General features: G+C 61.8%; 26 protein-coding genes. 13 read left to right on the forward strand and 13 right to left on the reverse strand.

Features of this window, described 5'->3' with window-relative positions; translation table 11 throughout:
* Positions 1-74: 74 nt before the first annotated feature.
* Positions 75-659 (reverse strand): nitroreductase family protein, encoded by a 585-nt coding sequence (locus tag HRH33_RS08255; protein ID WP_034137383.1) that lies wholly within the window; start codon positions 657-659, stop codon positions 75-77.
* 154 nt (positions 660-813) lie between these two features.
* Between HRH33_RS08255 and HRH33_RS08260 the strand changes: the two genes are divergently transcribed.
* Together HRH33_RS08260 and HRH33_RS08265 are read left to right on the forward strand one after the other, a co-directional pair.
* On the forward strand, positions 814-1,263 hold the full coding sequence (locus HRH33_RS08260) for a YcgN family cysteine cluster protein (RefSeq protein WP_034096443.1): 450 nt from the start codon (positions 814-816) through the stop codon (positions 1,261-1,263).
* A gap of 11 nt (positions 1,264-1,274) precedes the next feature.
* Positions 1,275-2,495, forward strand: a complete 1,221-nt coding sequence (locus tag HRH33_RS08265; protein WP_167416514.1) for a hypothetical protein — start codon at positions 1,275-1,277, stop codon at positions 2,493-2,495.
* A gap of 86 nt (positions 2,496-2,581) precedes the next feature.
* On the opposite strand, the gene HRH33_RS08270 is transcribed toward HRH33_RS08265, so the two are convergent.
* The 4 genes from HRH33_RS08270 to HRH33_RS08285 form a co-directional block, all read right to left on the reverse strand.
* Positions 2,582-2,932 (reverse strand): YgaP family membrane protein, encoded by a 351-nt coding sequence (locus HRH33_RS08270; protein WP_034112432.1) that lies wholly within the window; start codon positions 2,930-2,932, stop codon positions 2,582-2,584.
* A 67-nt stretch (positions 2,933-2,999) separates the two neighbouring features.
* A complete protein-coding gene (locus HRH33_RS08275; protein ID WP_034096446.1) occupies positions 3,000-3,467 on the reverse strand; it encodes an RNA methyltransferase in 468 nt (155 codons plus the stop codon).
* Between the two features lie 153 nt (positions 3,468-3,620).
* A complete protein-coding gene (locus HRH33_RS08280) occupies positions 3,621-3,995 on the reverse strand; it encodes a YajD family HNH nuclease (protein ID WP_025858458.1) in 375 nt (124 codons plus the stop codon).
* Positions 3,996-4,112: 117 nt separating this feature from the next.
* Positions 4,113-4,799, reverse strand: coding sequence for a spermidine synthase (locus HRH33_RS08285; RefSeq protein WP_034137386.1), 687 nt, complete (start codon positions 4,797-4,799; stop codon positions 4,113-4,115).
* Positions 4,800-4,877: 78 nt separating this feature from the next.
* Here HRH33_RS08285 and HRH33_RS08290 point away from each other — a divergent pair, with 78 nt between their 5' ends.
* Positions 4,878-5,156 carry a hypothetical protein gene (locus HRH33_RS08290; RefSeq protein WP_034137387.1) on the forward strand — a complete coding sequence of 93 codons (279 nt, stop codon included), beginning with the start codon at positions 4,878-4,880 and terminating at the stop codon, positions 5,154-5,156.
* Here HRH33_RS08290 and HRH33_RS08295 read toward each other — a convergent pair.
* Together HRH33_RS08295 and HRH33_RS08300 are read right to left on the reverse strand one after the other, a co-directional pair.
* Entirely contained in the window at positions 5,153-5,626 is a 474-nt protein-coding gene (locus HRH33_RS08295; protein ID WP_034137485.1) for a cyclic nucleotide-binding domain-containing protein, read from the reverse strand. The genes HRH33_RS08290 and HRH33_RS08295 overlap by 4 nt on opposite strands.
* Before the next feature lie 66 nt (positions 5,627-5,692).
* Entirely contained in the window at positions 5,693-7,747 is a 2,055-nt protein-coding gene (locus HRH33_RS08300) for a S9 family peptidase (protein ID WP_167416515.1), read from the reverse strand.
* Between the two features lie 24 nt (positions 7,748-7,771).
* On the opposite strand from HRH33_RS08300, the gene HRH33_RS08305 reads away from it, so the two are divergent.
* The 3 genes from HRH33_RS08305 to HRH33_RS08315 are packed head-to-tail and all read left to right on the forward strand — an operon-like array spanning position 7,772 to position 9,663.
* Positions 7,772-8,302: a hypothetical protein gene (locus HRH33_RS08305; RefSeq protein ID WP_034137389.1), complete on the forward strand. Its 531-nt coding sequence runs from the start codon at positions 7,772-7,774 to the stop codon at positions 8,300-8,302.
* A 30-nt stretch (positions 8,303-8,332) separates the two neighbouring features.
* Positions 8,333-9,109: a class II glutamine amidotransferase gene (locus HRH33_RS08310; protein WP_034096451.1), complete on the forward strand. Its 777-nt coding sequence runs from the start codon at positions 8,333-8,335 to the stop codon at positions 9,107-9,109.
* An 11-nt stretch (positions 9,110-9,120) separates the two neighbouring features.
* Positions 9,121-9,663, forward strand: coding sequence for a DUF2937 family protein (locus tag HRH33_RS08315; RefSeq protein ID WP_034096452.1), 543 nt, complete (start codon positions 9,121-9,123; stop codon positions 9,661-9,663).
* Between the two features lie 114 nt (positions 9,664-9,777).
* On the opposite strand, the gene HRH33_RS08320 is transcribed toward HRH33_RS08315, so the two are convergent.
* A complete protein-coding gene (locus tag HRH33_RS08320) occupies positions 9,778-10,695 on the reverse strand; it encodes a LysR family transcriptional regulator (protein WP_034137391.1) in 918 nt (305 codons plus the stop codon).
* 175 nt (positions 10,696-10,870) lie between these two features.
* Here HRH33_RS08320 and HRH33_RS08325 point away from each other — a divergent pair, with 175 nt between their 5' ends.
* From HRH33_RS08325 to HRH33_RS08335, 3 genes are read left to right on the forward strand one after another with little or no spacing between them, the layout of a single operon-like run.
* A complete protein-coding gene (locus HRH33_RS08325) occupies positions 10,871-11,614 on the forward strand; it encodes a 5-oxoprolinase subunit PxpA (RefSeq protein WP_094064633.1) in 744 nt (247 codons plus the stop codon).
* Positions 11,611-12,315 carry a 5-oxoprolinase subunit PxpB gene (gene pxpB / locus HRH33_RS08330; protein ID WP_167416516.1) on the forward strand — a complete coding sequence of 235 codons (705 nt, stop codon included), beginning with the start codon at positions 11,611-11,613 and terminating at the stop codon, positions 12,313-12,315. Before HRH33_RS08325 ends, pxpB begins: the two co-directional genes overlap by 4 nt.
* Positions 12,312-13,244 (forward strand): 5-oxoprolinase subunit C family protein, encoded by a 933-nt coding sequence (locus tag HRH33_RS08335; protein WP_167416517.1) that lies wholly within the window; start codon positions 12,312-12,314, stop codon positions 13,242-13,244. The genes pxpB and HRH33_RS08335 overlap by 4 nt, the downstream gene beginning before the upstream one ends.
* A gap of 1,371 nt (positions 13,245-14,615) precedes the next feature.
* Here HRH33_RS08335 and HRH33_RS08340 read toward each other — a convergent pair.
* The 3 genes from HRH33_RS08340 to HRH33_RS08350 form a co-directional block, all read right to left on the reverse strand.
* Positions 14,616-15,794 carry a vWA domain-containing protein gene (locus HRH33_RS08340; protein ID WP_034096457.1) on the reverse strand — a complete coding sequence of 393 codons (1,179 nt, stop codon included), beginning with the start codon at positions 15,792-15,794 and terminating at the stop codon, positions 14,616-14,618.
* Positions 15,794-16,639 carry an AAA family ATPase gene (locus HRH33_RS08345; RefSeq protein ID WP_003210690.1) on the reverse strand — a complete coding sequence of 282 codons (846 nt, stop codon included), beginning with the start codon at positions 16,637-16,639 and terminating at the stop codon, positions 15,794-15,796. The genes HRH33_RS08340 and HRH33_RS08345 overlap by 1 nt, the downstream gene beginning before the upstream one ends.
* 106 nt (positions 16,640-16,745) lie before the next feature.
* Complete coding sequence (locus HRH33_RS08350; RefSeq protein ID WP_034137395.1) at positions 16,746-17,822, reverse strand: DUF748 domain-containing protein; 1,077 nt, start codon at positions 17,820-17,822, stop codon at positions 16,746-16,748.
* Between the two features lie 126 nt (positions 17,823-17,948).
* On the opposite strand from HRH33_RS08350, the gene cysK reads away from it, so the two are divergent.
* The gene (gene cysK / locus HRH33_RS08355; RefSeq protein WP_034096460.1) at positions 17,949-18,923 is read left to right on the forward strand and encodes a cysteine synthase A; all 975 of its coding nucleotides are present in this window, start codon (positions 17,949-17,951) and stop codon (positions 18,921-18,923) included.
* Between the two features lie 127 nt (positions 18,924-19,050).
* Positions 19,051-19,989 (forward strand): aspartyl/asparaginyl beta-hydroxylase domain-containing protein, encoded by a 939-nt coding sequence (locus HRH33_RS08360; protein ID WP_167416518.1) that lies wholly within the window; start codon positions 19,051-19,053, stop codon positions 19,987-19,989.
* 123 nt (positions 19,990-20,112) lie between these two features.
* Here HRH33_RS08360 and acnA read toward each other — a convergent pair whose 3' ends face one another.
* Positions 20,113-22,854: an aconitate hydratase AcnA gene (gene acnA / locus HRH33_RS08365; protein ID WP_173603382.1), complete on the reverse strand. Its 2,742-nt coding sequence runs from the start codon at positions 22,852-22,854 to the stop codon at positions 20,113-20,115.
* A gap of 196 nt (positions 22,855-23,050) precedes the next feature.
* On the opposite strand from acnA, the gene rlmM reads away from it, so the two are divergent.
* Together rlmM and tusA are read left to right on the forward strand one after the other, a co-directional pair.
* Positions 23,051-24,127, forward strand: a complete 1,077-nt coding sequence (rlmM, locus tag HRH33_RS08370) for a 23S rRNA (cytidine(2498)-2'-O)-methyltransferase RlmM (RefSeq protein WP_167416520.1) — start codon at positions 23,051-23,053, stop codon at positions 24,125-24,127.
* A 133-nt stretch (positions 24,128-24,260) separates the two neighbouring features.
* On the forward strand, positions 24,261-24,506 hold the full coding sequence (gene tusA / locus HRH33_RS08375; RefSeq protein ID WP_034096464.1) for a sulfurtransferase TusA: 246 nt from the start codon (positions 24,261-24,263) through the stop codon (positions 24,504-24,506).
* Here tusA and HRH33_RS08380 read toward each other — a convergent pair.
* Positions 24,503-25,897: an MATE family efflux transporter gene (locus HRH33_RS08380; RefSeq protein ID WP_173603383.1), complete on the reverse strand. Its 1,395-nt coding sequence runs from the start codon at positions 25,895-25,897 to the stop codon at positions 24,503-24,505. The two genes, tusA and HRH33_RS08380, sit on opposite strands and share 4 nt — an antisense overlap.
* Positions 25,898-25,904 lie beyond the last annotated feature (7 nt).

Genomic DNA, 25,904 nt, shown 5'->3' on the forward strand with positions numbered 1-25,904 from the left:
CGGGGGCGGGCGTAGGTTTGAGCCCGGGTGGCGTCACAGCACGCCCTGCCGTTTGAGCGGCAGGGCGTACGGGCTTACAGGCTGAAATCACCTTCGGATACCAACTCGCTCAACGGCCGGCGCGGGCTCGGCAGTTCGCGGCCTTGCAGGTATTCCGGCAGGCTCGATTTGTCGCCCAGCTTGCCCACGGCCACCGCCGCATGCAGTGCGTACCCTTGGGGAATCTTCAACTCTTTACGGGTCAGTTCCTGATCGAAACCGGCCATGCCATGGGTGTACCAACCGCTGAGGCTGGCTTGCAGTGCCAGATGGCCCCAGGCCGAGCCGGTGTCGAAGGTGTGCCACAGCGCCGGGGTTTCCTCGCTGGCGCCAGGGGCAATGAAGTCGGTTTTCGAGGCGATGATCACCAGGGCCGAGGCATGCTGTGCCCAGCCGCGATTGAATTCATTGAGCAGGCCCAGGAAACGCTCCCAGTCCGGCGTGTCGCGGCGTGCGTAGAGAAAGCGCCACGGCTGCGAGTTGTAGGCCGATGGCGCCCAGCGTGCGGCCTCGAAGAAACTCAGCAAGGTCTCCTTCGGGATGCTCTCGCCGGTAAACGCGCGGGGCGACCAGCGCTCGGTGAACTGGGGATGGATCGGGTAGTCGGCAACGCGGGTCATGGGCGGGTTCCTGATGGTCAATTCGGCGCTCCAAGCTACTGCGCGCCCGCTAGACTGACAAGTCTTGCAACACCGCCAGTCGTAAGCGCTTGGCCCCGAGGGGCGAGGGCACTAGACTGGCGGCCTTTTCACAGACCGATACCGATGCAGACCCATGGCCGCCAAAGTCGAACCCTTCTGGATACGCAAAACCCTCGATCAACTCGACCAGGAGGAATGGGAGTCGTTGTGCGACGGCTGTGGCTTGTGCTGCCTGCAAAAGCTTGAAGACGAAGATGACAACAGCGTTTATTACACGCGCATCGCCTGCAAGTTGCTGGACCTGAAAACCTGCCAGTGCACTGACTACCCCAACCGCCGCGCCTCGGTGCCGGACTGTATCCAACTCACGCCAGGCCAGGCCGACCAGTTCAAGTGGCTGCCGCCCACCTGCGGCTATCGCCTGGTGAGTGAGCGCAAGGATTTGCCGCTTTGGCACCATCTCGTCTGCGGTGACCGCGACGCCGTGCACCATGAACGTATTTCCCAGTCCGGGCGCATGCTCAGCGAAGGCAGCGTGCCCGAAGACGACTGGGAGGATTACCTGATTTTCCGCGCTGGCTGAGGGGAGTGTGTATGACAGTTGCAGCCAAGTGGGCGGCAGGCCTGGTGATGCTGGCCATCAGCGGCGCGGCGTGGAGCGCCAGGAAAGTCGACCTGGACTACCACGTCAAACTGCTGCCGCAGACCGAACAGGCCGAGGTGCGTATCAGCCTGTCCCAAGGCTCGGCAGTGCGCAGTCTGGATTTCGATTTGGGCAGCGGCGGCGACTACAGCGACTTCAAGGCTGAAGGGCAGTGGAAAGTCACTGGTCACCGTGGCCTGTGGCAGCCCGGCGCGGACAAAGCCAGCCTGACCTACCGGGTTCGCCTTACGCATACACGCAAGCCGGGTGTGTATGACACGCGGTTCACGCCGAACTGGGCGGTGTTTCGCGGCGAGGATCTGGTGCCGCCCGCGCGCCTCGATCAGCAGGACGGGGTTGAGTTGGTCTCGCGCCTGGTATTCGACCTGCCGGCCAGCTGGAAGAGCGTCGAAACCGCCTGGCCACGGATCGGTAAGAATAAATTCCGTATCGACAATGTCTCGCGCCTGTTCGACCGTCCCACTGGCTGGATGCTCGCCGGCAACCTGGGCAGTCGTCGCGTGCGCCTGGGGGAGACCGACGTCACCGTGGCGTCACCCAAGGGGCAGGCCATGCGGCGCATGGATGTGCTGACGCTGCTGACTTTTGTCTGGCCGCAGGTGGAAGCGGCATTCCCGCGCCACCCGGCGAAACTGCTGGTGGTGGGCGCCAGTGATCCGATGCGCCGAGGTGCGTTCGCGGCGCGTGACTCGATCTTTCTCAACAGCCGCACGCCGTTGGTCAGCGAAAACGGCAGCAGCCCGTTGTTGCGCGAGGTGGTGCAGGCGGTTGGTCGCTTCAATGACCATGACACCAGCGACTGGATCAGCGAAGGGTTGGCGGAGTTTTACGCCATCGAATTGCTGCGCCGTGGCGGTGGTATCACCGATGAGCGCTACGCGGCGATTCAGGCGCGGCTGACCAAGGAAGGCAAGGACGTGACCAGCCTGCGCGGCGAACATGTCAGCGGTGCGACGGTTTCCCGGGCGGTACTGGTGATGCAAGAGCTGGATCGCGAGATTCGCGTGAAGACCCACAACAAGCGCTCACTGGATGACTTGGCACAAGCAGTGATGCGCGCCGATAGCATCACCACCGCGGAGTTTGTGCAGTTGGCCGACAGCATCATCGGCGAATCGTCGGTAGTGCTCGACTCCAAGCTTTTACGCTGATCCTCAGCCCTGCACGCGCAGATTTAACTGTGGGAGTGGGCAAGGCTCCTCCCACATTTAAACCTCCAAGACGTCGATACGCTGTATCAGCCGGCAGTCTTAACTGCTTTCTCCGCCGCCACTTCGGCACGGGTCTTGAGGTTCTTCAACTCTTCACCGGCGCGCTCGATCTTTGTGCGCACGGCGTTCATTTCCTGGCGGCCTTGTTCCAGTTTGTCCTTGAGCGAGCTGTGCCCGGTGAAGCCGCGCGCCAGGGCGACGCCGCCGATTGCCACTTGGATCAGGCCGAAAATCCCGCCGCGGCGCAGGCCTTTGCCGACCATCACGACGCCACCGGCCACGGAGCCGATGCGCTCCCAGCCGTGTACGTTCTGGGTGGGCTGAGTCTGGAACGGCGTGTGTTCGATGACAGGGCGCAAGGTTTTGCTGTCGCTCATGATCTCTCTCCAACAAGGGCAAGTGTCTGCAACTGACTGCTCGCAGACGCTGGATGTTCCTAAAAAATCAATACTTGGGGCCCGAACGGGTGTTGTTGCCCTTGGCCAAGCGGTCGTACAGCACCACGTTGACCGTGGCCGCGAGGTTCATGCAGCCGGTGGTGGGGATGTACACCACGTCTTCGCACCAGTCGCGGATGTCTTTATCCAGGGAGCCGTCTTCCGGGCCGAAGATATACAGCGCGCGGTCGGGATGGGTGTACTCGGGCAACGGGCGGGCACCGTCCACCAGTTCCACGGCCACCGGAATGCAGCCCAGCGGCAGGATTTTTTTCAGGTCATCGATGCCGATCAGCGGGATGTCGTGATGGACCTTCTTGGTGTCGGTGATGAAGTCCCGGGCGCGCTCGTAACGCACGCCGGTGTAAAACACCGAAGCCACGCCATAGCAGCCGGCGGCACGCATCACCGAACCGACGTTTTCGGGGGATTTGGGGTTATACAGACCGATGCAGCTGTAGCGTTTATTGCCCACGGGGAAGGGTGCCTTGAAGAAAAGCGGTGATTATACGGCTTGGAGGGCATGTATTGCTTGGGCCCGCGTTATCGGGGGCAAGCCCCTCCCACATTTCGCTTGTGAGCCCCCCTAGAAATGTGGGAAGCGGGAGGGAACAGGCGACGGCAATGTTCAGTCGTCTTTCTTCATCAAGCCCGCCAATGCCGCGAACGGGTTGTGGGTGGCCTTGGCAATCGTCGGGCTGCTGGTCGAGCCTTCGCCGAAGTACTGCTGGTCGGTGTAGCGCGAGTGTTCGTTGTCGTGGCAATACAGGCACAGCAATTCCCAGTTGGAACCGTCCTGGGGATTGTCATCATGGTTGTGGTTGCGGTGGTGTACCGTCAGTTCACTCAGGCGCTTGCCGGAGAATTCGCGGGCGCAGCGGCCGCATACGTGGGGGTACATCTTCAGCGCTTTGTCGCGGTAGCCCATTTCACGGTCGCGCTGGGCATCGGCGAGGATGCGGTCCAGCTTGGCGGTGTGAGAGGGCGGGTTAGTCGAGCTCATCATGGCTCCTGGCTATTAGGTGGGTCACGGATAGGGTTGATTCTAGCTGCTGAGGGCAGTCACTGCACCTGGCACCGATAGACCGCTATCGGGGGCGAGCCCCAACCACAAGGGGATTCAGCCCTTAAGCTTTTCCGCAATCCAGATGGTATGCCGCGTGCCTTTGTTGCCATGGGCGAACACCTGCACTTCCTCGGCCTTGAAGCCGGCCTTGCGCAGTTTATCGCTGAACAGCTTATCCGCACTGGCCGACCACACCGCCAGCACCCCCTTGGGGCGCAGCGCCTTGGCGCAGGCAGCCAGGCCACCGGCGGAATACAGCCAGCTATTGGCCTTTTGCGTCAGGCCTTCGGGGCCGTTGTCGACGTCGAGCATGATCGCGTCAAACCCTTGGGGCTCGGCCTGCAGCACCTTGGCCACGTCTTCCTGGCGGATCACCGTGCGTGGGTCCAGCAATGGCCGGCCGGATTTTTCCCCCAGCGGTCCACGGTTCCATTCCACGACCCCAGGCACCAGTTCGGCCACCACCACTTCGGCGTTCTTGCCCAGATGCTTGAGGGCCGAGGCCAGGGTGAAGCCCATGCCCAGACCGCCGATCAACACCCGCGAGTTCGGGCGGCCGGCAACTTTGCGGCAGGGGATCTCGGCCAGCGCGTCTTCGGAACCGTGCATGCGCGTGTTCATCAACTGGCCACCGTCGCCGCCCTGGATCTTGATGACAAAATCCTCGCCGTATTCGAACAGGCACAAGGCACCGCCGTTGTCAGGGATTGGGGTGGTGTCCAGCAGAACGAAACGTTTCATGGAAATCTCATTGGGAAGGGCATTCTTGCGCGGTTGGGAGTAGCCTTACGACATTCCGGTCAGGCCATGGAGCCATCGATGAAGTGCAGCATTCTAACGGTCATTGTGTTGAGCGCGCTCGCATTGGGTGCGGCGCAGGCTCAGGAGTTGCAAACCGTGCCGGTCGCCCCCGCGCCAACTCCCGGCGCACCGGGCACGCCAACGCCCACCCTGTATCCCCAGGTCACCCCGCCGGTGGTGCCCAAGACCAACGGTTCGCCGCCCCTGGCGCCCATCGTCTTGCCCGCACCGCCAAAAGACCAGACAGTGCCCGGCTTGCAGCAGAACGACAGTAAACCCAAGACACCCGGCGGCTAGAACTGCTGCGATAGCAGTTGCCCGTCAGCCATGCGCAGGCGCTTGGACAAGGCAATCGCAATCGCGCGGATAATCTTGGCAGCGACCCGTGGCGCTTCGTTGAGCATTTTCTCCAGGGAGTCCTTGCCCAGGTTCAACAGCACGCAAGCACTGGCGGCCACGCAACTGGCCGAGCGTCGCTCGCCGTCGAGCACCGCCATCTCGCCAAAGGCCCGGCCGCTGCGCAGGGTGGCGATGGTCACGGGTTGGCCGTCGTGATGAGCCTTCTGCACCGCCACTTGGCCGCTGTGGAGGATGCACATGAAGGTGCCCGCATCGCCTTCGAGAAAGATCACCTCGCCCTGGGCAATGGTGCTGATGTTGAAGTAGCCGGCAGCGATATGAAAATCCTCCGGCAACAAAGGATCGAACAATCCGCAGTCCATGAGCATGTCGCGGATTTCATTATTGAGTTGTGTCGGTGGTGGCATGGCAGCAATTGGGTCCATCAAAACAGGGGCGGTCCTGTGTTCAGACCGAACCGCCGCACTAAGTTCCTAAATCAACCCGAGCGCCTTGAACACAAATGCATATTCGAGCGCTACGTCACGTAATCCCTGATAGCGACCGCTCATTCCACCGTGACCGGCGCCCAGTTCGGTCTTGAGCAATAGCAGGTTGTCGTCGGTCTTGGTGTCGCGCAGCTTGGCCACCCACTTGGCCGCTTCCCAGTACTGCACGCGACTGTCGTTGTAGCCGGCAATCACCAGCATGGCCGGGTAAGCCTGGGCGCGGACGTTTTCGTACGGCGCGTAGGCTTTGATGCGCGCGTAGACATCCGGGTCTTCGGGGTTGCCCCATTCGTCGTATTCGGTGACGGTCAGCGGCAGTTCCGGGTCGAGCATGGTGTTCAGCACATCCACGAACGGCACTTCGGCAATCGCCGCCTGGAACAGCTCGGGACGTTGGTTGAGTACCGCGCCGATCAACAAACCGCCGGCACTGCCGCCGCTGATGACCAGTTGCTTGGACGTGGTCAGGCCCTGGGCGATCAAGTGTTCGGCGCAGGCGATAAAGTCGCTGAAAGTGTTCTGCTTGTGTTCCTGCTTGCCGTTGCGATACCAGGCCTCGCCCAACTCGCCACCGCCGCGCACATGCGCAATGGCAAACGCGACGCCCCGGTCCAAAAGGCTCAGGCGCGCATGGGAGAACCACGGGTCCAGGCTCGAACCGTAGGCACCGTAGCCATACAGGTACAACGGTGTCGGCTTGCCCACCTGATCGCGCCTGACCACCAGGCTGATCGGCACCTGGGTGCCATCGGCCGACGTGGCCCGCAGGCGCTGGCTCACATAGTCGTCGGCATTGAACACGCCGAGCACCGGGGTTTCCTTGAGCACCTGTTGCGCGCCACTGGCCAGTTCCAACTGCCGCACTTGGGCCGGACGGTTCAGTGCTTCGTAGCGCAGACGGATGCGGTCGCTGGGAAATTCCAGACTGTTTTGTACGTAGAGGCTATACGCTGCGTCGGGCAATTCCACACGGTAGGCCGCCAGGTCCTGGGGATGCACTTCGATCACCGGCAGGCCGCCGATGCGCAGGCTCAGGGTCATGGCGCGGGCGTTCAGGCTCACGCCGTCGAGCATCACGTCGTCGCGGTGCGGGATCAGGTTGCGCCAGTCGGCTTCGGTGGGCACCTCGCCGGTGTCGGCGGCGACGAACAGCGCGTAGTTGATGCCGTCGCGGTTGCTGCGGATAAACCAGCTCCACTGGCCATTGAGCTGGCCGTGGTCCACATCGTATTCGTGATCCTCCACCCGTGGCGCCAGGCAGGTGAAGTCCAGGTGCGGCTGGTTGGCGTCCAGCGCCCAGATTTCGCTGGTGGTCTTGCTGCCCAGAGCCAGCAGCAACTGACGTTCGGAGCTTGAGCGGTAGCAATGCAGGAAGAACCGTCCGTCAGGCTCGTGGAACACTTCCTGCGCCGCCGTGCCATCCAGGCGATAGCGATACAGCTTGTGCGGGCGGTGGGTGTCGTCCAATTCGCCGAAGAACAGGGTCAGGCTGTCGTTGGCCCAGGTCATGCTGCCGTCGCAGTGATCGAATTCCAGTTCGCTGACTTTGTCGGTGGCCAATTCCTTCACGAACAGGGTGTAGATCTCATCGCCACTGGTATCGAGGCTGTAGGCCAGGCGCTGATGGTCGGGGCTGATGCTGAACGCGCCAAGGGAGAAGAAGCCGCCGTTGGCCAGTTCGTTCGGGTCCAGCAACAATTCCTCGCTGCTTTCATCCACCTGGTTGCTGTCGTCGGCGGGGCGACGGCAGCGGTAGTGGCGCGCATATTCGTCACCGGCTGTGGTGCGCGTGTAATACAGGTACGGGCCCCAGGGGGAGGGCAGGGACAGGTCGGTTTCGAGGATGCGCCCCTTGATCTCGTCGAACAGGCTTTCGCGCAGGGCCGCTTGATCGGCGAGCTGGGCTTGCTGCCAGGCGTTTTCGGCTTTGAGGTAATCGAGCACTTCGGCGCTGTCACGCTCTTGCAGCCAGGCGTACGGGTCCTGGCCGGGGGCCTTGCGGGCAATCGGGGCGGCAGTGATGTGGGTCGATGACGGCATGGATCACTCTCTGTCTGGCGGAAGGTGGCGGGCATTGCAGCCGTGACACGCAAAAGCCGTTATGATAGCCGCCTGTTTGCCAACCTTGCCATGGACACCATGACCGAGAACGACTATCTGACCGCTTGGGGCCTTTACGCCTTCGCCGCTTTGGGCTGCCTGTTGGTGTGGTGGCGCATGACCCGCTGGATCTGGCGCTGGCTGCGCGAGCCGCTGCAACTGCTGATGGCGGTGCTGTTGTTCAGCCCGACCATTGTCGATCCGGTCAAGACCCAGTTCGCGCCGGCCGTGGCCATTACGGCGATGGACCTGGTGCTCAAGGTCGGCAATAACGCCTGGCGCGCCATCTCCGATTTGTTCATGTACACGATGATCGCGTTCGGCGTGTACCTGGTGTTCGTGCTGATCCGCTGGCCCATCGAGCGTGCCGCCAAGGCGCGCCGCGAGCGCAAGGCCGCCACCGACGCCGCCCTGGCCGCCGAAGACCAGGACGATGACGAACCTTTCCGGCGCCCGGCGCCCGTCAGCGGTATGCGAGTCGAACCGCGTCTTTAACGTTGTAAGCCCTGCAGCGAGAGCCCTGGCATGTGTGAATTATTGGGCATGAGTGCCAACGTCCCCACCGATATCGTGTTCAGCTTCACCGGGCTGATGCAGCGCGGTGGGCGCACCGGGCCGCATCGGGACGGTTGGGGTATCGCGTTCTACGAAGGCCGTGGCCTGCGTCTGTTTCAGGACCCGGCCGCGAGCAGCGAATCGGAAGTCGCCCTGCTGGTGCAGCGTTATCCCATCAAAAGCGAAGTGGTGATTGGCCATATCCGCCAGGCCAATGTCGGCAAGGTGAGCCTGGCCAATACCCACCCGTTCGTGCGCGAATTGTGGGGGCGCAACTGGTGTTTTGCCCATAACGGCCAACTGGCGGACTTTGCCCCACGCGCCACGTTCTACCGGCCGGTGGGCGATACCGACAGCGAAGCGGCGTTCTGCGATCTGCTCAACCGCGTGCGCGAAGCCTTCCCCGAGCCGGTGGACATCGAGCAAATGCTGCCGGACCTGATCGCCGCTTGCGCCGAGTACCGCAGCAAAGGCGTCTTCAACTGCCTGCTCAGCGATGGCGACTGGCTGTTCTGCTATTGCTCGACCAAACTGGCCCAGATCACCCGGCGTGCACCGTTCGGCCCGGCGCGCTTGAAAGATGTCGACGTGATCGTCGATTTTCAGGCCGAAACCACGCCCAATGACGTGGTCACGGTGATTGCCACCGAACCCCTGACCGACAACGAAAACTGGACCCGCTACGAACCGGGTCAATGGAGCCTATGGCGACGCGGAGAATGCGTCAGCCAGGGCATTACCGAGTAAGGACATCGACTATGTTGCTCAGCTATCTGCGGTTGGTGCTGTTTGCCATTGGCCTGTTGGTCGGTGTGCAAGTGCCGGGGTTTATCAGCGATTACGCCAAGCGCGTCGAAGCCCACCTGATCGAGGCTCAGACCAGCCTGCGTGGCTTCGAAACCACGGCGCAGCAGTTCTTCAAGGGGGACATGCACGCCCTGGTCGAGCATTACCGCGCCAGCGATGACCCGGTGTTCCAGAGCGATGCCAGCAGCCTGGGCGCTTTGCTCGATCGCCAAGTGGCGCTGGACAAGCAATTCCAGGCCATGCAGGGCCCGTGGTACATCCGCGCGCTGCAAGTGGCGGTGGCCGCCGACCCGGATATCCGCCAGGAAACCTGGAACGGCTACAGCTACCAGATCCTGCTGACCCCCGAAGCCATGGGCTGGGGCCTGGGTGGGGCGATGCTGTTGTCGTTCGGCCTGGAATGCCTGTACCGCCTGATCGACTGGATCGTGCTGGGCGGCAAGCGCCTGCGCCAGAGCCGGCCGATTGAAGAGCGGGACCTCAAGGGCCTCTAACGCCCATCTCGATCAAATGTGGAAGGGGGTCTTGCCCCCGATAGCAGTGGATCAGTCAGCCGAACTGTCACTGACGCTATCGCGGGCAAGCCCGCTCCCACATTCGTATCCGGTTTATTCAGTTGCCAGCACCATCCGCTCTTCGCCGACTTCCTCGGCATATCGGGCCACTACTTTCTGGCATAACCCCACGATCTCCTCCACCAACTCCACGCCCACGCGCCACGACACCACCACTTGCAGGTTCGGCAAGCGTTGTTCCATGGGCAGCATCAGCAGTTCGCCGCGGGCCAGTTCTTCGCCGACCAGCACCGGCGGCAGCGCGCCAATCCCGAAACCGTCGCGCAGCAGGCGGGTGATCGCCGACACCGAGTTCACGCAGTTCATACGCGGCGCAGCAACGCCGTTGGCTTGCATCAGGCGGATCACGTCTTGGTGCGGGTGGGAATTTTTCGAATAAGTGATGATGCGTTCCTGGGCCAGGTCGGCAAGGGAGGCATAGTCACGGTTATAGATCGATTGGCTGGCGACGATCCAGGCCATCGGGTGGCTGCCCAGTTCCAGGCTGCGCACGGTTTCCAGGCGCAGCAGGTCGGTTTGCAGGATCAGATCGAGAAAGCCTTTTTGCAGCTGATCGCTGAGGTTCAGCGCGGTATCGGCGACCAATTCGATTTCCACCAGCGGGAAATGGTCCATCAATTCCGCCACCAACGGGCTGAGCCAGGTGTGGATCACCGTGTCCATGGCACCGATCCGAATCCGTCCGACCTTGCTGCTGGTGGTCTCCAGGGATTGTTTCAAACCTTGCAGGGTCACCATCATCTGCTCGGCATAGTCGAGCACCTTGACGCCTTCCGGGGTCAGGCTCACCCCCCGGGAATCGCGCAGGAACAGCTTCACCCCCAGTTCGCTTTCCAGCACGGCGATGCGGCTGGAGATCGACGCCTGGGTGGTAAAGAGCTTTTCGGCGGTCAGGCGAAAGCTCTTGAGCCTGGCGACCCAAACGAAGGTTTCGAGGAACTTCAAATTCATGGGATCAACTTTTTCTTATGCTTGGATCGGTTTTTATTAGTTGGACGCCGCATGGGGCGAGCGCCAAAAATCGAGTCGTTCCACGATAAGCGGCGTGGGGGTGCCAGGACAAGTTGCGTGTCCGGCGGTAAGAATCCCACACTACAAAAAAACAAAGCCTACAGGAGCGACCACCGTGAGCCGCCTGCTACTGAATTGTGATATCGGCGAAAGCTTTGGCAACTGGACCATGGGCCTGGATGCCGAGGTCATGCCGTTCATCGATTGCGCCAACGTGGCCTGCGGGTTTCATGCCGGCGACCCGAGCATCATGCGCAAGACTGTCAGCCTGGCGCTCAAGCATGGCGTGCAAATCGGTGCGCATCCGGCGTACCAGGACCTCCAAGGGTTCGGTCGCCGCTCGATGGCTTACAGCCCTGAAGAAATCCAGGACCTGTTGCACTACCAGATCGGCGCTCTCGATGGCATTTGCCGTGCCCAGGGCACACGCGTCAGCTACGTCAAACCCCACGGTGCGTTGTACAACGACATGATGGCCAAACCCGCCCAACTGCGCGCGGTGATGCAGGCCATTGCGGCCTACGACGCCAGCTTGCCGTTGATGCTGCTGGCCACCCGTGATAACAGCGCAGCCCAGGCGATGGGCGACGAATACGGCCTGACCTTGTGGTTCGAAGCGTTCGCCGACCGTGCTTACGACAGCCACGGCCACCTGGTATCGCGCCAACTGCCGGGCGCAGTGCATCACGACGCTGACACCGTGCTCCAGCAAGCCCTGACTATTGCTCGCGGCGAGCCGCTCACCGCCAGCGATGGCAGCGCCCTGGTGTTGCAGGCCAATACCTTGTGCGTCCATGGCGACAACGCCAGTTCCATCGCCGCCGTGCAACGTATCCGCGCGGCGTTGACGTCAGCATGAAGCCACGCATTGAAGTGGTGGCCATCGATTGTCTGATGGTGCGTCTGTTCGACGTGATCGCCGAAGCCAATATGCCGTGGATGCTCGCCGCTACCCAACGATTGCGCGGCGCTTTCGGCACGGCGTTGGTGGATCTGGTGCCGTCCTATACCACCTTGATGGTGCATTACGACCTCACTGCGTTGAGCCCGGCCGGAGCGCGGCACCGCATCGATCAAGCCCTCGCCGATTTGCAACCCCAGGCCCAGGGCAGCGGCCAGTGCCATGTTTTGCCGGTGTGGTACGACCTGCGCGTCGGCCCGGAACTGAGCGTGCTCAGCCAGCGTAGCGGCTTGACGGTGGACGAGGTAATCCGCCGCCACAGCGCCCACGAATACCAGGTGTTCGCCCTTGGTTTCGCTCCCGGATTCGCCTTTATGGGCTTGGTGGATGAAGCCCTCGCCACTCCGCGCCTGAGCACCCCGCGCAAACGCGTGGCGGCCGGCAGTGTGGGGATCGCCGAGCGGCAGACGGCGGCCTACCCGGTGGTGTCGCCGGGCGGCTGGAACCTGATCGGCCGCACCCCGGCCAAACTCTTCGACCGCGAGCGCGACGGCTACAGCCTGATGCAGCCCGGCGACACGGTTCGTTTCCAGGCGGTGGATCACGCTGAATTTATCCGCTTGGGTGGCGATGACACGCCGCTGGAGGCGCAGCCATGAGCCGCTTATCGATCGAGGCCAGCACCCCGCTGTGCCTGTTGCAGGACGCCGGGCGTTTTGGCGTGCGCCACTTGGGCGTCACCCAGGGCGGCGCGCTGGATTGGGTGTCGATGGCGTGGGCCAATTGGCTGCTGGGCAATGCGCTGAACGCTGCGGTGGTGGAAATCACCCTCGGCGGCTTCACCGTAAAGGCCGAGGACTATTGCCTGCTGGCTCTGGCCGGTGCAGATCTGGGTGCGCATATCGACGAGCGCGCCATCAGCCCTGGGCGCAGTTTTGTCCTGCAAAAGGGCCAGCGCCTGCGCTTTACCCAACCGTTCGACGGTGCGCGGGCGTACCTGGCGGCGCCGGGCGGGTTTGATGCGCCGGCGGTACTGGGCAGTTGCGCGACGGTGGCCCGTGAAGCACTCGGAGGTGTGGATGGTTTGGGCAACGCACTGGCCGCAGGCGGTCGGTTGAGCTATTCCGGAACCGGCGGTGCCCTGCAGGTGTTGAGTCAGCCGGCGTTGCCCACCGGCGGCTCACTGGACGTGATTGTCGGCGCGCAGATCGGCCAGTTCAGCGGCCAGAGCCTGTTCGATGCGTTCAACACCGACTGGGCCTTGGACAGCCGTGCCGACCGCATGGGCATGCGCCTGCTGGGCACGCCGTTGCAGTATCAGGGGCTGTCGTTGATCTCCGAAGGGATTCCGCTGGGGGCGATCCAAGTGCCGCCGGATGGGCAGCCGATCGTATTGCTCAATGATCGCCAGACTATCGGCGGCTATCCACGGTTGGGCGCGCTGACACCCTTGGCCTTGGCCAGGCTGGCGCAATGTCTGCCGGGGGAGAAAGTGCGATTGGCGCCGGTGGTGCAGGAAACGGCGCATCGGCAGCACATCGAGTATTTGCGCCGCTTCCAAACGGCGGGACGGGCTTGCTCCCGATAGAGTTCGGTCAGTCCATTCGTCAGTGACTGCACCACCGGAATCGGGGGCAAGCCCCCTCCCACATTGGATGTCGGTATTAAAAGTATCTGCGCCGCTTCCAAACTGTGGGAGGGGCTTGCCCCCGATGACGGCGCGTCAGTGACAGATGGGCAGGCAGACTGCTAAAGGGGGCAAGCCTACCCACATTGGATATCGGTATTACTTGGAGAAAGCATTTGCGCCGCTTCCAAACTGTGGGAGGGGGCTTGCCCCCGATGACGGCGCGTCAGTGACAGATGGGCTGGCAGACTGCTAAAGGGGGCAAGCCCCACCCACATTGGATGTCGGTATTACTTGGAAAAAGCCCTTGCGCCGCTTCCAAACTGTGGGAGGGGGCTTGCCCCCGATGACGGCGCGTCAGTGACAGAGGGGCAGGCAGACTGCTAAAGGGGGCAAGCCCCACCCACATTGGATGTCGGTATTACTTTGAGAAAGCAATTGCACCGCGTCCAAACTGTGGGAGGGGGCTTGCCCCCGATGACGGCGCGTCAGTGACAGAGGGGCAGGCAGACTGCTAAAGGGGGCAAGCCCCACCCACATTGGATGTCGGTATTACTTGGAGAAAGCAATTGCGCCGCTTCCAAACTGTGGGAGGGGGCTTGCCCCGATGACGGCGCGTCAGTGACAGAGGGGCTGGCAGACTGCTAAAGGGGGCAAGCCCCACCCACATTGGATGTCGGTATTACTTGGAGAAAGCATTTGCGCCGCTTCCAAACTGTGGGAGGGGGCTTGCCCCCGATGACGGCGCGTCAGTGACAGAGGGGCTGGCAGACTGCTAAAGGGGGCAAGCCCCACCCACATTGGATATCGGTATTACTTGGAGAAAGCATTTGCGCCGCTTCCAAACTGTGGGAGGGGGCTTGCCCCCGATGACGGCGCGTCAGTGACAGAGGGGCTGGCAGACTGCTAAAGGGGGCAAGCCCCACCCACATTGGATGTCGGTATTACTTGGAGAAAGCATTTGCGCCGCTTCCAAACTGTGGGAGGGGGCTTGCCCCGATGACGGCGCGTCAGTGACAGAGGGGCAGGCAGACTGCTAAAGGGGGCAAGCCCCACCCACATTGGATATCGGTATTACTTGGAGAAAGCATTTGCGCCGCTTCCAAACTGTGGGAGGGGGCTTGCCCCCGATGACGGCGCGTCAGTGACAGATGGGCAGGCAGACTGCTAAAGGGGGCAGGCCCCACCCACATTAGATGTCGGTATTACTTGGAGAAAGCATTTGCGCCGCTTCCAAACTGTGGGAGGGGGCTTGCCCCCGATGACGGCGCGTCAGTGACAGATGGGCAGGCAGATTGCTCCAGGGGGCAAGCCTTCACATTGGATCTGGTGTTATTTGGACAGGTAGCGCATGCCTTCTTCCAGCCCGCGCAGCGTCAGGGGGTACATCTGGTCTTCCACCAACTCCCGCACAATCCCGGTGGAGGCCGTAAACCCCCAAGTGTCCTTGGGGTATGGGTTTATCCAGATCAGCTTCTTGTACTTGGCCATGAAGCGCTGCATCCATACATACCCGGGCTCTTCGTTCCAGTGCTCGACGCTGCCGCCGGCCTGGGTGATTTCGTACGGCGCCATCGAAGCGTCGCCGATAAAAATCACTTTGTAGTCGGCACCGTACTTGTGCAGTAAGTCTTGGGTGGAGGTGCGCTCCGAGGTGCGGCGCTGGTTGTTTTTCCACACCGACTCGTACACGAAGTTATGGAAGTAGAAGTACTCCAGGTGCTTGAACTCGGTCTTGCACGCGGAGAACAGTTCTTCGCAGATCTTCACATGGGCATCCATCGAGCCGCCGATATCGAACAGCAATAGCAGCTTGATGGTGTTGCGCCGTTCCGGGCGCATCTGAATGTTCAGCAAGCCGGCATCGCGGGCGGTGTGGTCGATGGTGCCGTCGATATCCAACTCTTCCGCCGCCCCTTGGCGCGCGAATTTGCGCAGGCGGCGCAGGGCCACTTTGATGTTGCGCGTGCCCAGTTCCACCTGGTCGTCGAGGTTTTTGTATTCGCGCTGGTCCCAGACTTTGACGGCCTTGCCCTGGCGCTTGCCGGCGTCGCCGACGCGAATGCCTTCCGGGTTATAGCCGCCGGAACCAAACGGGCTGGTGCCGCCGGTGCCGATCCACTTGTTGCCGCCCGCGTGGCGTTCTTTCTGTTCTTCCAGGCGCTTCTTGAATTCCTCGATCAGCTTGTCGAGGCCGCCCAGGGACTGGATCTGCGCACGCTCTTCATCGCTGAGCGAACGCTCGAATTCCTTGCGCAGCCAGTCTTCGGGGATCAGCGCCTGTAGGTGATCATCGAGTTTTTCCAGGCCGTTGAAATACGCGCCGAAGGCCCGGTCGAACTTGTCGAAATGCCGCTCGTCCTTAACCAGGATCGCCCGGGCCAAGTAGTAAAACTCGTCCATGTCGGCGAAGGTCACGCGTTGTTTCAGCGCGTTGATCAGGTCGAGCAGTTCACGTACCGACACCGGCACCTTGGCTGCGCGCATTTCATTGAACAGGTTGAGCAACATCAGCGATTACCGCGACGGCTCATGAACGCCAGACGCTCCAGCAACTGCACGTCCTGCTCGTTCTTCACCAGGGCGCCGGCCAATGGCGGAATGGCCTTGGTCGGATCACGCTCGCGCAGCACCGCCTCGCCGATGTTGTCGGCCATCAGCAGCTTGAGCCAGTCCACCAGTTCGGAAGTGGAGGGTTTTTTCTTCAGGCCGGGGACTTTGCGCACGTCGAAGAACACGTCCAGCGCTTCGCTGACCAGGTCTTTCTTGATGTCGGGGTAGTGCACATCGACGATCTTTTGCAGGGTGGTGCGATCCGGAAAGGCGATGTAGTGGAAGAAGCAGCGGCGCAGGAACGCGTCCGGCAGTTCTTTTTCGTTGTTGGAAGTAATGATGATGATCGGGCGTTTTTTGGCCTTGATGGTCTCGTCGATTTCGTAGACGTAGAACTCCATCTTGTCGAGTTCTTGCAGCAGGTCGTTGGGGAACTCGATGTCGGCCTTGTCGATTTCATCGATCAGCAGAATCACGCGCTCCTCGGACTCGAACGCCTCCCAGAGCTTGCCTTTCTTCAGGTAGTTGCGCACGTCGTGCACCTTGTCCACGCCCAGCTGCGAGTCGCGCAGGCGGCTGACCGCGTCGTACTCGTACAAGCCTTGGTGGGCCTTGGTGGTGGACTTGATGTGCCAGGTAATCAGCTTGGCGCCGAAGGATTCGGCCAGTTGCTCGGCGAGCATGGTCTTGCCGGTGCCCGGCTCGCCCTTGACCAGCAGCGGACGCTCCAGGGTGATGGCAGCGTTGACGGCCAGTTTCAGGTCATCGGTGGCAACGTAGGCCTGGGTGCCTTCGAACTTCATCGGTGTTTCCTCGAATTCATCAATGCCCGGACTATACCGCGCGGCCCCGGCGACTGTGAACGCAGACGGGTTATTCAGTCTCTGAATGGCCGGTCACTCTGCGCGCTCAGTCGGCGCTCGGCTTGGGTTGTTCATAGCGCGCGTTGAACGCCTGGATAAAACCGTTGCGCAAAATCGCCACCACGGCCCAGAACGCGCTGACATCTTGCTGATGCACGCTGCCGCTCAGTTCCACGCGGGTGGCGAACTGGTTTTTGCGCTGGTTCTTCAGCACGGTCTCGCTGGCGCCCACCACGGCCTCCCAGATTGAGCGGAAGATGTTCTTGTCTTTGTTTTCCACGTCCTGCTGCCAGTCGAACACTTCCACATCCCGCAGCAACGGCTTGATGTACCCGGTCAGTTGGCCCTTTTCAGCCTGGGCCTCAATGACCAGATCGCCAGTGCCGGCCTTGAAATCGAACTTGCCGTAGGCCGAGGCAAAGTCGTTCATGCGCTTGAGCTGCAAGTCGCGGGCGCGGAAGCGGAATTCAAAGTCTTCGAAATTGCTCAAGGGGTCGAAGGTGGCACTGGCTTCTAGCGGGGCCTGGCCCAGCAGCAGTGCTTTACCGTCGAAGCGCGCATCGCGCCTGCCTTCGGTGTCGACCACATTGGTCAGGTTATAGAAGCTGGCATTGACCCCGGTGGCGTTGATGTTCACCGCCGGTTTGGAATTGAAGTTATGGAACGCGATCTTGCCGTCTTCGATGCGCACCTCGTTGAGGGTGATCGGCAGCAACTTGCCCAGTTGCTCGCGCCAGTCGGTGCCCTTACCGGTCTGGGACGCCTGCTTGTTGGCGCCGCCGTCGACAAAATTGATTTCCGGCCGCACAAAGTGGCCTTCGGCGACGACCGCATGGTCGTACCACAGCGAATGCCAGCTCACCGCGAACTCGATCAGTGGCGCCTTGACGAACGGCACCGGCACCTTGCCGTCCACCTTGACGATCTGCAAGCCGTTGATGCGGTAGGCGCCGCGCCACAGGGCCAGGTCCACGTCGGCGATTTCGCCGCGGTAGTCGCCCATATTGGCCAGCTTGTCATTCAGGTAATTGCGCACCAGGTAGGGCAGGGCGATGTTCAGGGCGATCAGCACCACCACCAACCCGGCGACGGTCCATAGCGGCCAACTGTAGCGACGTTTCATGGGGCAGTTCTCCTTGCTCGTAAGCAGATGGACTGTCGCGCTGGCCTCAACGTTCCTCCGACTGGACGCCTAGTACGACCCGGCATAACCTTGAAGCCTTTCGCACATCGCCCAATAGGACCCGCCATGAGCCGCATTTTTGCAGATAACGCGCACTCCATCGGTAATACGCCCCTGGTTCAGATCAACCGCATCGCTCCGCGTGGCGTGACCATTCTGGCCAAGATCGAAGGGCGCAACCCCGGTTACTCGGTGAAGTGCCGCATCGGTGCAAACATGATCTGGGACGCCGAAAGCAGCGGCAAACTCAAGCCGGGCATGACCATCGTCGAACCCACCTCCGGCAACACCGGCATCGGCCTGGCGTTCGTCGCCGCCGCCCGTGGCTACAAGTTGCTGCTGACCATGCCGGCCTCCATGAGCCTGGAACGGCGCAAGGTGCTCAAGGCCCTCGGCGCCGAGCTGGTACTGACCGAGCCGGCCAAAGGCATGAAAGGCGCGATCGAGAAGGCCGGCGAGATCGTCGCCAGCGACCCGGCCCAGTACTTTATGCCGGCCCAGTTCGAAAACCCGGCCAACCCGGCCATCCACGAAAAAACCACCGGTCCGGAAATCTGGAACGACACCGATGGCGCCGTGGATGTGCTGGTGGCGGGCGTGGGCACTGGTGGCACCATCACCGGCGTGTCGCGCTATATCAAAAATATCCAAGGCAAGCCGATTCTGTCGGTGGCGGTCGAGCCGATCGGTTCGCCGGTGATCACCCAGACCCTGGCCGGTGAAGAGGTCAAGCCCAGCCCGCACAAGATCCAGGGGATCGGCGCCGGGTTCGTGCCGAAGAACCTCGACCTGTCGATGGTCGACCGCGTGGAACTGGTGAGCGACGAGGAATCCAAAGCCATGGCCCTGCGTTTGATGCAGGAAGAGGGGATCTTGTGCGGGATTTCCTGCGGCGCCGCGATGGCGGTGGCGGTGCGCCTGGCACAGAAACCGGAGATGCAGGGCAAGACTATCGTGGTGGTGCTGCCGGATTCCGGTGAGCGTTACCTGTCGAGCATGCTGTTCAGCGATCTGTTCACTGAGCAGGAAAACCAGGCTTGATGCAGGTCAGCTGGTCGGTGCGGGCCTTCTGCATAATGGCGCAACTGTTTATCATGGCCGGCTGTTACGTCTGGCATCCCTCCAACGGGGTGCTGTCGGCCAGACGCTTATTTCCAGGAGTTGCCGCATGACCTTTTCTCTGACCGCCAAACTGTCGGTGCTGCTGTTGTTTATCGGCAGCACGCTGTACGTGCACCTGCGCGGCAAGGCGCGTTTGCCGATGTTGCGCCAGTTCGTCAACCATTCGGCGCTGTTCGCCCCGTATAACGCCTTGATGTACCTGTTTTCGGCGGTGCCGTCCAAGCCGTACCTGGACCGCAGCAAATTCCCGGAGCTGGATGTGCTCAAGGACAACTGGGAAGTGATCCGCGAAGAGGCCATGCACCTGTTCGACGAGGGTTACATCCGCGCCGCCGAAAAGAACAACGACGCCGGTTTCGGTTCGTTCTTCAAAAAGGGCTGGAAGCGTTTCTACCTCAAGTGGTACGACAAGCCCCTGCCGTCGGCCGAGGCGCTGTGCCCGAAGACCGTGGCACTGGTGAGTAGCATCCCCAACGTCAAGGGCGCGATGTTCGCGCTGTTGCCGGGCGGCAGCCACCTTAACCCGCACCGCGACCCGTTCGCCGGTTCCCTGCGCTATCACTTGGGCTTGTCCACGCCCAATTCCGACGACTGCCGCATCTTCGTCGACGGCCAGGTGTACGCCTGGCGCGACGGTGAAGACGTGATGTTCGACGAAACCTATGTGCATTGGGTCAAGAACGAAACCGAGCAGACCCGCGTGATCCTGTTCTGCGACATCGAGCGTCCGCTGAGTAACCGCCTGATGACCCGCGTCAACCGTTGGGTCAGCAAACAGCTGGGCCGCGCCACCGCACCGCAGAACCTCGACGACGAGCGCGTGGGTGGGATCAACCAGGCGTATGCCTGGAGCAAGCGTTTCAGCGATAAGTTCAGCGGCATGGTCAAGCAATGGAAGCGTAAATACCCCAAGGCCTACCGCATTGCGCGGCCGGTGCTGGCGGTAGTGGTGTTGGTACTGCTGTGGAAGTGGTTGTTCGGCTGATCTGAAGCGCGGTCAAAATGTGGGAGGGGGCTTGCTCCCGATAGCGGTGGATCAGTCATGGTGTTTTGACTGACATACCGCCATCGGGGGCAAGCCCCCTCCCACATTTGATCTCCTGTGTTCTTAAGAGGCAATCAGCTGCCGCAGCACATAGTGCAGAATTCCCCCCGACTTGAAGTACTCCACTTCATTCAAGGTATCGATCCGGCACAGCACCTCGACCTTCTCGCTGCTGCCGTCCTCCCGGGTAATCACCAGTGTCAGGTTCATCCGCGGCACGATCTCCACGTCGCTCAGCCCCAGAATATCGATCTTCTCCTTACCGGTGAGTTTGAGCGCCTTGCGGTTCTGGTCCAGCTTGAACTGCAACGGCAACACGCCCATACCCACCAGGTTGGAGCGGTGGATGCGCTCGAAACTCTCGGCAATCACCGCTTTGACCCCCAGCAGATTGGTGCCCTTGGCCGCCCAATCGCGGCTGGAGCCGGTGCCGTATTCCTGCCCGGCGATCACCACCAGCGGCGTGCCTGTAGCCTGGTATTTCATCGCGGCGTCGTAGATCGCCATCTTCTCGCCAGTGGGGATATACAGCGTATTGCCACCTTCCTCGCCGCCGAGCATTTCGTTGCGGATGCGGATATTGGCAAAGGTGCCGCGCATCATCACCTCATGGTTGCCCCGACGTGAGCCGTAGGAGTTGAAGTCGCGCGGTTCCACGCCCTGTTCGCGCAGGTAGCGGCCGGCGGGGCTGTCGACTTTGATATTACCGGCGGGGGAGATGTGGTCGGTGGTCACCGAATCCCCCAGCAACGCCAGTACATTCGCACCTTTGATGTCCTTGATGACCGGCAGCGGCCCGGCAATGTCGTCGAAGAACGGCGGGTGTTGGATGTAGGTCGAGTCTTTCTGCCACACATAGGTGGCGGCTTGTGGCACCTCAATGGCCTGCCATTGTTCATCCCCGGCAAACACTTCGGCGTACTCCTTGTGGAACATGCCAGTGCTGACCTGGGCCACGGCGTCGGCGATTTCCTGGCTGCTGGGCCAAATGTCCTTGAGGTATACCGGGTTGCCCTGCTGGTCGTTACCCAACGGCTCGCTGCTGATATCGATGCGCACGGTGCCCGCCAGGGCGTAGGCCACCACCAGGGGCGGCGATGCCAGCCAGTTGGTTTTCACCAGCGGATGCACGCGGCCTTCGAAGTTGCGGTTGCCGGACAAAACCGATGCCACGGTGAGGTCGGCTTTCTGGATGGCTTTCTCGATCGGCTCGGGCAAGGGCCCGGAGTTGCCGATGCAGGTGGTGCAGCCATAACCCACCAGATCGAAACCGAGCTTGTCCAGGTATTGCGTGAGCCCCGCGGCCTTGTAGTAGTCGGTGACCACTTTGGAGCCGGGCGCCAGGGAGCTTTTCACCCAGGGTTTGCGCGTCAGGTCTTTTTCCACGGCCTTCTTGGCCACCAGGCCGGCGGCCATCATCACGCTGGGGTTGGAGGTGTTGGTGCAGGAGGTGATCGCGGCGATCACCACGGCGCCGTTTTTCAGGCGATAGGTCTGACCGTCAAAGTCGTAATCGGCTTCCCCCACCAGGTCGGCATTGCCCACGGCGACGCCGCCGCCGCCTTCGCTTTCCAGGCGACCTTCTTCTTTATTGGTGGGTTTGAATTGCAGGTCGAGAAAGTCGCTGAATGCCTGGCCGACATTCGGCAGCGCCACCCGGTCCTGGGGACGCTTCGGCCCGGCCAGGCTGGCTTCGACGCTGCCCATGTCCAGGGCCAGGCTGTCGGTGAACACCGGCTCCTGGCCCGCGTGACGCCACAGGCCTTGGGCCTTGGTGTACGCCTCGACCAGTTTGACGGTTTCTGTCGGACGGCCCGAGAGGCGCAGGTAGTCCAGGGTCACTTCATCGACCGGGAAAAAGCCGCAAGTGGCGCCGTATTCCGGGGCCATGTTGGCGATAGTGGCGCGGTCCGCCAGGGGCAGGTCGGCCAGGCCGTCGCCATAGAACTCGACGAACTTACCCACCACGCCTTTCTTGCGCAGCATCTGGGTCACCGTCAGCACCAGGTCGGTGGCGGTGATGCCTTCCTTGAGTTTGCCGGTGAGCTTGAAGCCGATCACTTCGGGGATCAGCATCGACACCGGCTGGCCGAGCATCGCCGCCTCTGCTTCGATACCACCCACGCCCCAGCCGAGCACGCCCAGGCCGTTGATCATGGTGGTGTGGGAGTCGGTGCCCACCAGGGTGTCGGGGAAAGCATAAGTGCGGCCGTCTTCGTCTTTGGTCCAGACCGTGCGGCCCAGGTACTCGAGGTTGACCTGGTGACAGATACCGGTGCCCGGCGGCACTACGCTGAAATTGTCGAAGGCGCTCTGGCCCCAACGCAGGAAGGCATAGCGTTCGCCGTTGCGCTGCATTTCGATGTCGACGTTCTGCTCGAAGGCGTCGGCATTGCCGAACTTGTCGACCATCACCGAGTGGTCGATCACCAAATCGACGGGAGAGAGCGGGTTGATGCGTTGCGGGTCGCCACCGGCCTTGGCCACGGCGGCGCGCATGGCGGCCAGGTCGACCACGGCGGGTACGCCGGTAAAGTCTTGCATCAGCACGCGGGCGGGGCGGTACTGGATCTCGCGGTCGGACTGGCGCTCTTTGAGCCAGGCGGCGATGGCCTTGAGGTCGGCGCCGGTGACCGTTTTGTTGTCTTCCCAGCGCAGCAGGTTCTCCAGCAGCACTTTGAGCGACATCGGCAGCTTATCCAGGTCACCCAGGCTCTTGGCGGCTTCCGGCAGGCTGAAGTAGTGGTAGGTCTTGCTGTCTATTTCAAGGGTCTTAAGGGTTCTCAGGCTATCAAGCGATGACATGACACGACTCCTTATGGTCCGCACGGCTACGGACCTGACGGGACGAACAGAGCTTTAAAGCTAGCGCTGTTTTCATTAGCAGGCTAATAACTGGACTCTATGGTGAAGTCCAAGGTTCCGAACTCGGCTATCATGCGCGCGTTTTCATGACAGACATTGCGATAGCGCAAGGTCCGTCGAGTCACCAGGAGAGTTGATGAACACCCTTTTTATGCACTGCCGCCCAGGGTTTGAAGGCGAAGTCTGTTCCGAGATCGCGGAACACGCCGCGCGCCTGAACGTGTCCGGCTACGCCAAGGCCAAGACCGGCAGCGCCTGCGCCGAATTTGTCTGCACCGAAGAAGACGGCGCCCAGCGCTTGATGCACGGCCAGCGCTTTGCCGAGCTGATCTTCCCGCGGCAATGGGCGCGTGGAGTGTTTATCGACTTGCCGGAAACCGACCGCATCAGTGTGATCCTTGCCCACCTGCGCGAATTTCCGGTGTGCGGCAGCCTATGGCTGGAAATGGTCGACACCAACGACGGCAAAGAGCTGTCGAACTTCTGCAAGAAATTCGAAGTACACCTGCGAAAAGCCCTGCTCAATGCCGGCCGGCTGGTGGATGACCCGAGCAAACCGCGCCTGCTGTTGACTTTCAAGAGCGGCCGCGAAGTGTTTATGGGCCTGTCCGAGTCGAACAACTCGGCGATGTGGCCCATGGGCATCCCCCGTCTGAAATTCCCCCGCGAAGCCCCCAGCCGCTCAACCTTGAAGCTGGAAGAGGCCTGGCACCACTTTATCCCCCGCGACCAGTGGGACGAGCGCCTGCATGGCGACATGACCGGCGTCGACCTTGGCGCCGCGCCGGGTGGCTGGACCTGGCAGTTGGTCAACCGTGGCATGCTGGTGACCGCCATCGACAACGGCCCCATGGCCGAGAGCTTGATGGACACCGGCCTGGTGCAGCACCTGATGGCCGACGGTTTCACTTTCGTGCCCAAGCAGCCGGTGGACTGGATGGTCTGCGACATCGTCGAGAAACCCGCGCGTAACGCGGCGCTGCTGGAGACCTGGATCGGCGAAGGGTATTGCCGCGAGGCGGTGGTCAACCTCAAGTTGCCGATGAAACAGCGCTATGCCGAGGTCAAGCGCCTGCTGGAGCGCATCGAGGAAGGCTTCAAGGCGCGTGGCATTCGTGTGGAAATCGGCTGTAAGCAGCTGTACCACGACCGTGAAGAGGTGACCTGCCACCTGCGTCGGCTGGAAAGCGTAAAGAAACCCAAGGCCCGCTGATCCAGCGTTCAAAATGTGGGAGCGGGCTGGCCCGCGAAAGCGGTATAACTGTCGAAATTTATGTTGAATGTGCCCGCGTCATCGCGAGCAAGCTCGCTCCCGCAGGAAATCGAGCTGGTTTTAGGAGTGAAATATGAGTCTTGAATTGCCCGTCGACGCCACCCTCGACGCCACCGGCCTCAACTGCCCGGAACCGGTGATGATGCTGCACCAGCACATTCGCGACTTGCCGGCAGGCGGCTTGCTCAAGGTGATTGCGACCGACCCGTCGACCCGTCGCGATATCCCCAAGTTCTGTGTGTTTCTGGACCACGAACTGGTGGAGCAGCAGGAGCAGGCCGGCACCTACCTGTACTGGATTCGCAAAAAAGCCGATTAACCCCGTAGCTTGTCGGCCCGAATGCGCCGGCGCGCGCTACGCGCCAGGCGCACCAGCAACATCCCCGCCGCACAACTCAGACCCACGATCAACCCTTGCCACAAGCCGCTCGGGCCGCTGGGTTCGCCGAGCCAGTGGGTCAGCCCCAGGGCATAGCCCACCGGCAATCCCACGCCCCAATAGGCAAACAGGGTCAGCACCATGGTCACCCGCGTGTCTTGGTAGCCGCGCAGCGCACCGGCGGCGGTAACTTGGATCGAGTCTGAGAACTGGAACAGCGCCGAGAACACAATCAAGGTAGACGCCAGATGGATTACCACCGGGTCCGGGGTGTAAATGCTTGCGATCTGTTCGCGAAACAGCAGCATCAAACTGCAGGACAGGCACGCATACGCCAGCGCCGTGCCCATGCCGACCCCGGCGGCGAAGCGCGCTTCACGCGGCTCGCCACGCCCCAGGGCCTGGCCGACGCGCACGGTGACCGCCATGCTCAGGGAGTAGGGGATCATAAACACCAGGGAACTGACGTTCAGCGCGATCTGATGCCCCGACACCACCGTGGCGCCCAGGCTGCCGAGCAGCAGGGCGATTACCGCGAAGATGCTCGATTCGGCAAAGATCGCCACGCCAATCGGCAGGCCAATGCCCAGCACGCGTTTGATCACTGCCCATTGCGGCCAATCGAAGCGTTTGAACAACTCGCTGCTCTGGTAGGCGGCGCCCCAGCGCGTCCAGCCGGCTAGGCCGAGCATCATCACCCACATCGCAATGGCCGTGGCCCAGCCGCAACCTACGCCGCCCATGGCCGGCACGCCAAAATGGCCGTAGATGAAGATGTAGTTCAGCGGAATATTCAGCGCCAGGCCGATCAGGCCCATAACCATGCTTGGCCGGGTGCGGCCCAGGCCGTCGCTGAAACAGCGCAACACGTAATACAACGCCACCGCCGGCATGCCCGCGGCGATGCCGTGCAGGTAACCCATGGATGGCGCGATCAGGTCGGGTTCCACCTTCATGGCATGCAAAATCGGTTCGGCGCACAGCAGCAATAATGCGCCGATGGCCCCGACGACCACCGCCAACCACAATGACTGACGGACCAACGGCCCGATCTCGCTGAACTGACCGGCGCCGTAACTCTGTGCGACTTTCGGCGTGGTGGCCAGCAGTGTGCCGGTCATCAGCAGGTACACCGGAATCCAGATCGAATTACCCAGGCCCACCGCCGCCAGATCCTGGGGGCTGACGCGTCCGGCCATCACCGCGTCGACAAAGCTCATGGCGGTGGTCGCCAGTTGGCCGATCATGATCGGCAGCGCGAGCGTCAACAGATCGCGCACCTCCCGGCTGATGCGGGCGGGGCGGGTGAGGGGAGCGGTGGCAGTGTTCACGTACGGG

The organism is Pseudomonas rhodesiae, from assembly GCF_013285305.1.
In the GTDB taxonomy this organism is placed as follows: Bacteria; Pseudomonadota; Gammaproteobacteria; order Pseudomonadales; family Pseudomonadaceae; genus Aquipseudomonas; species Aquipseudomonas rhodesiae.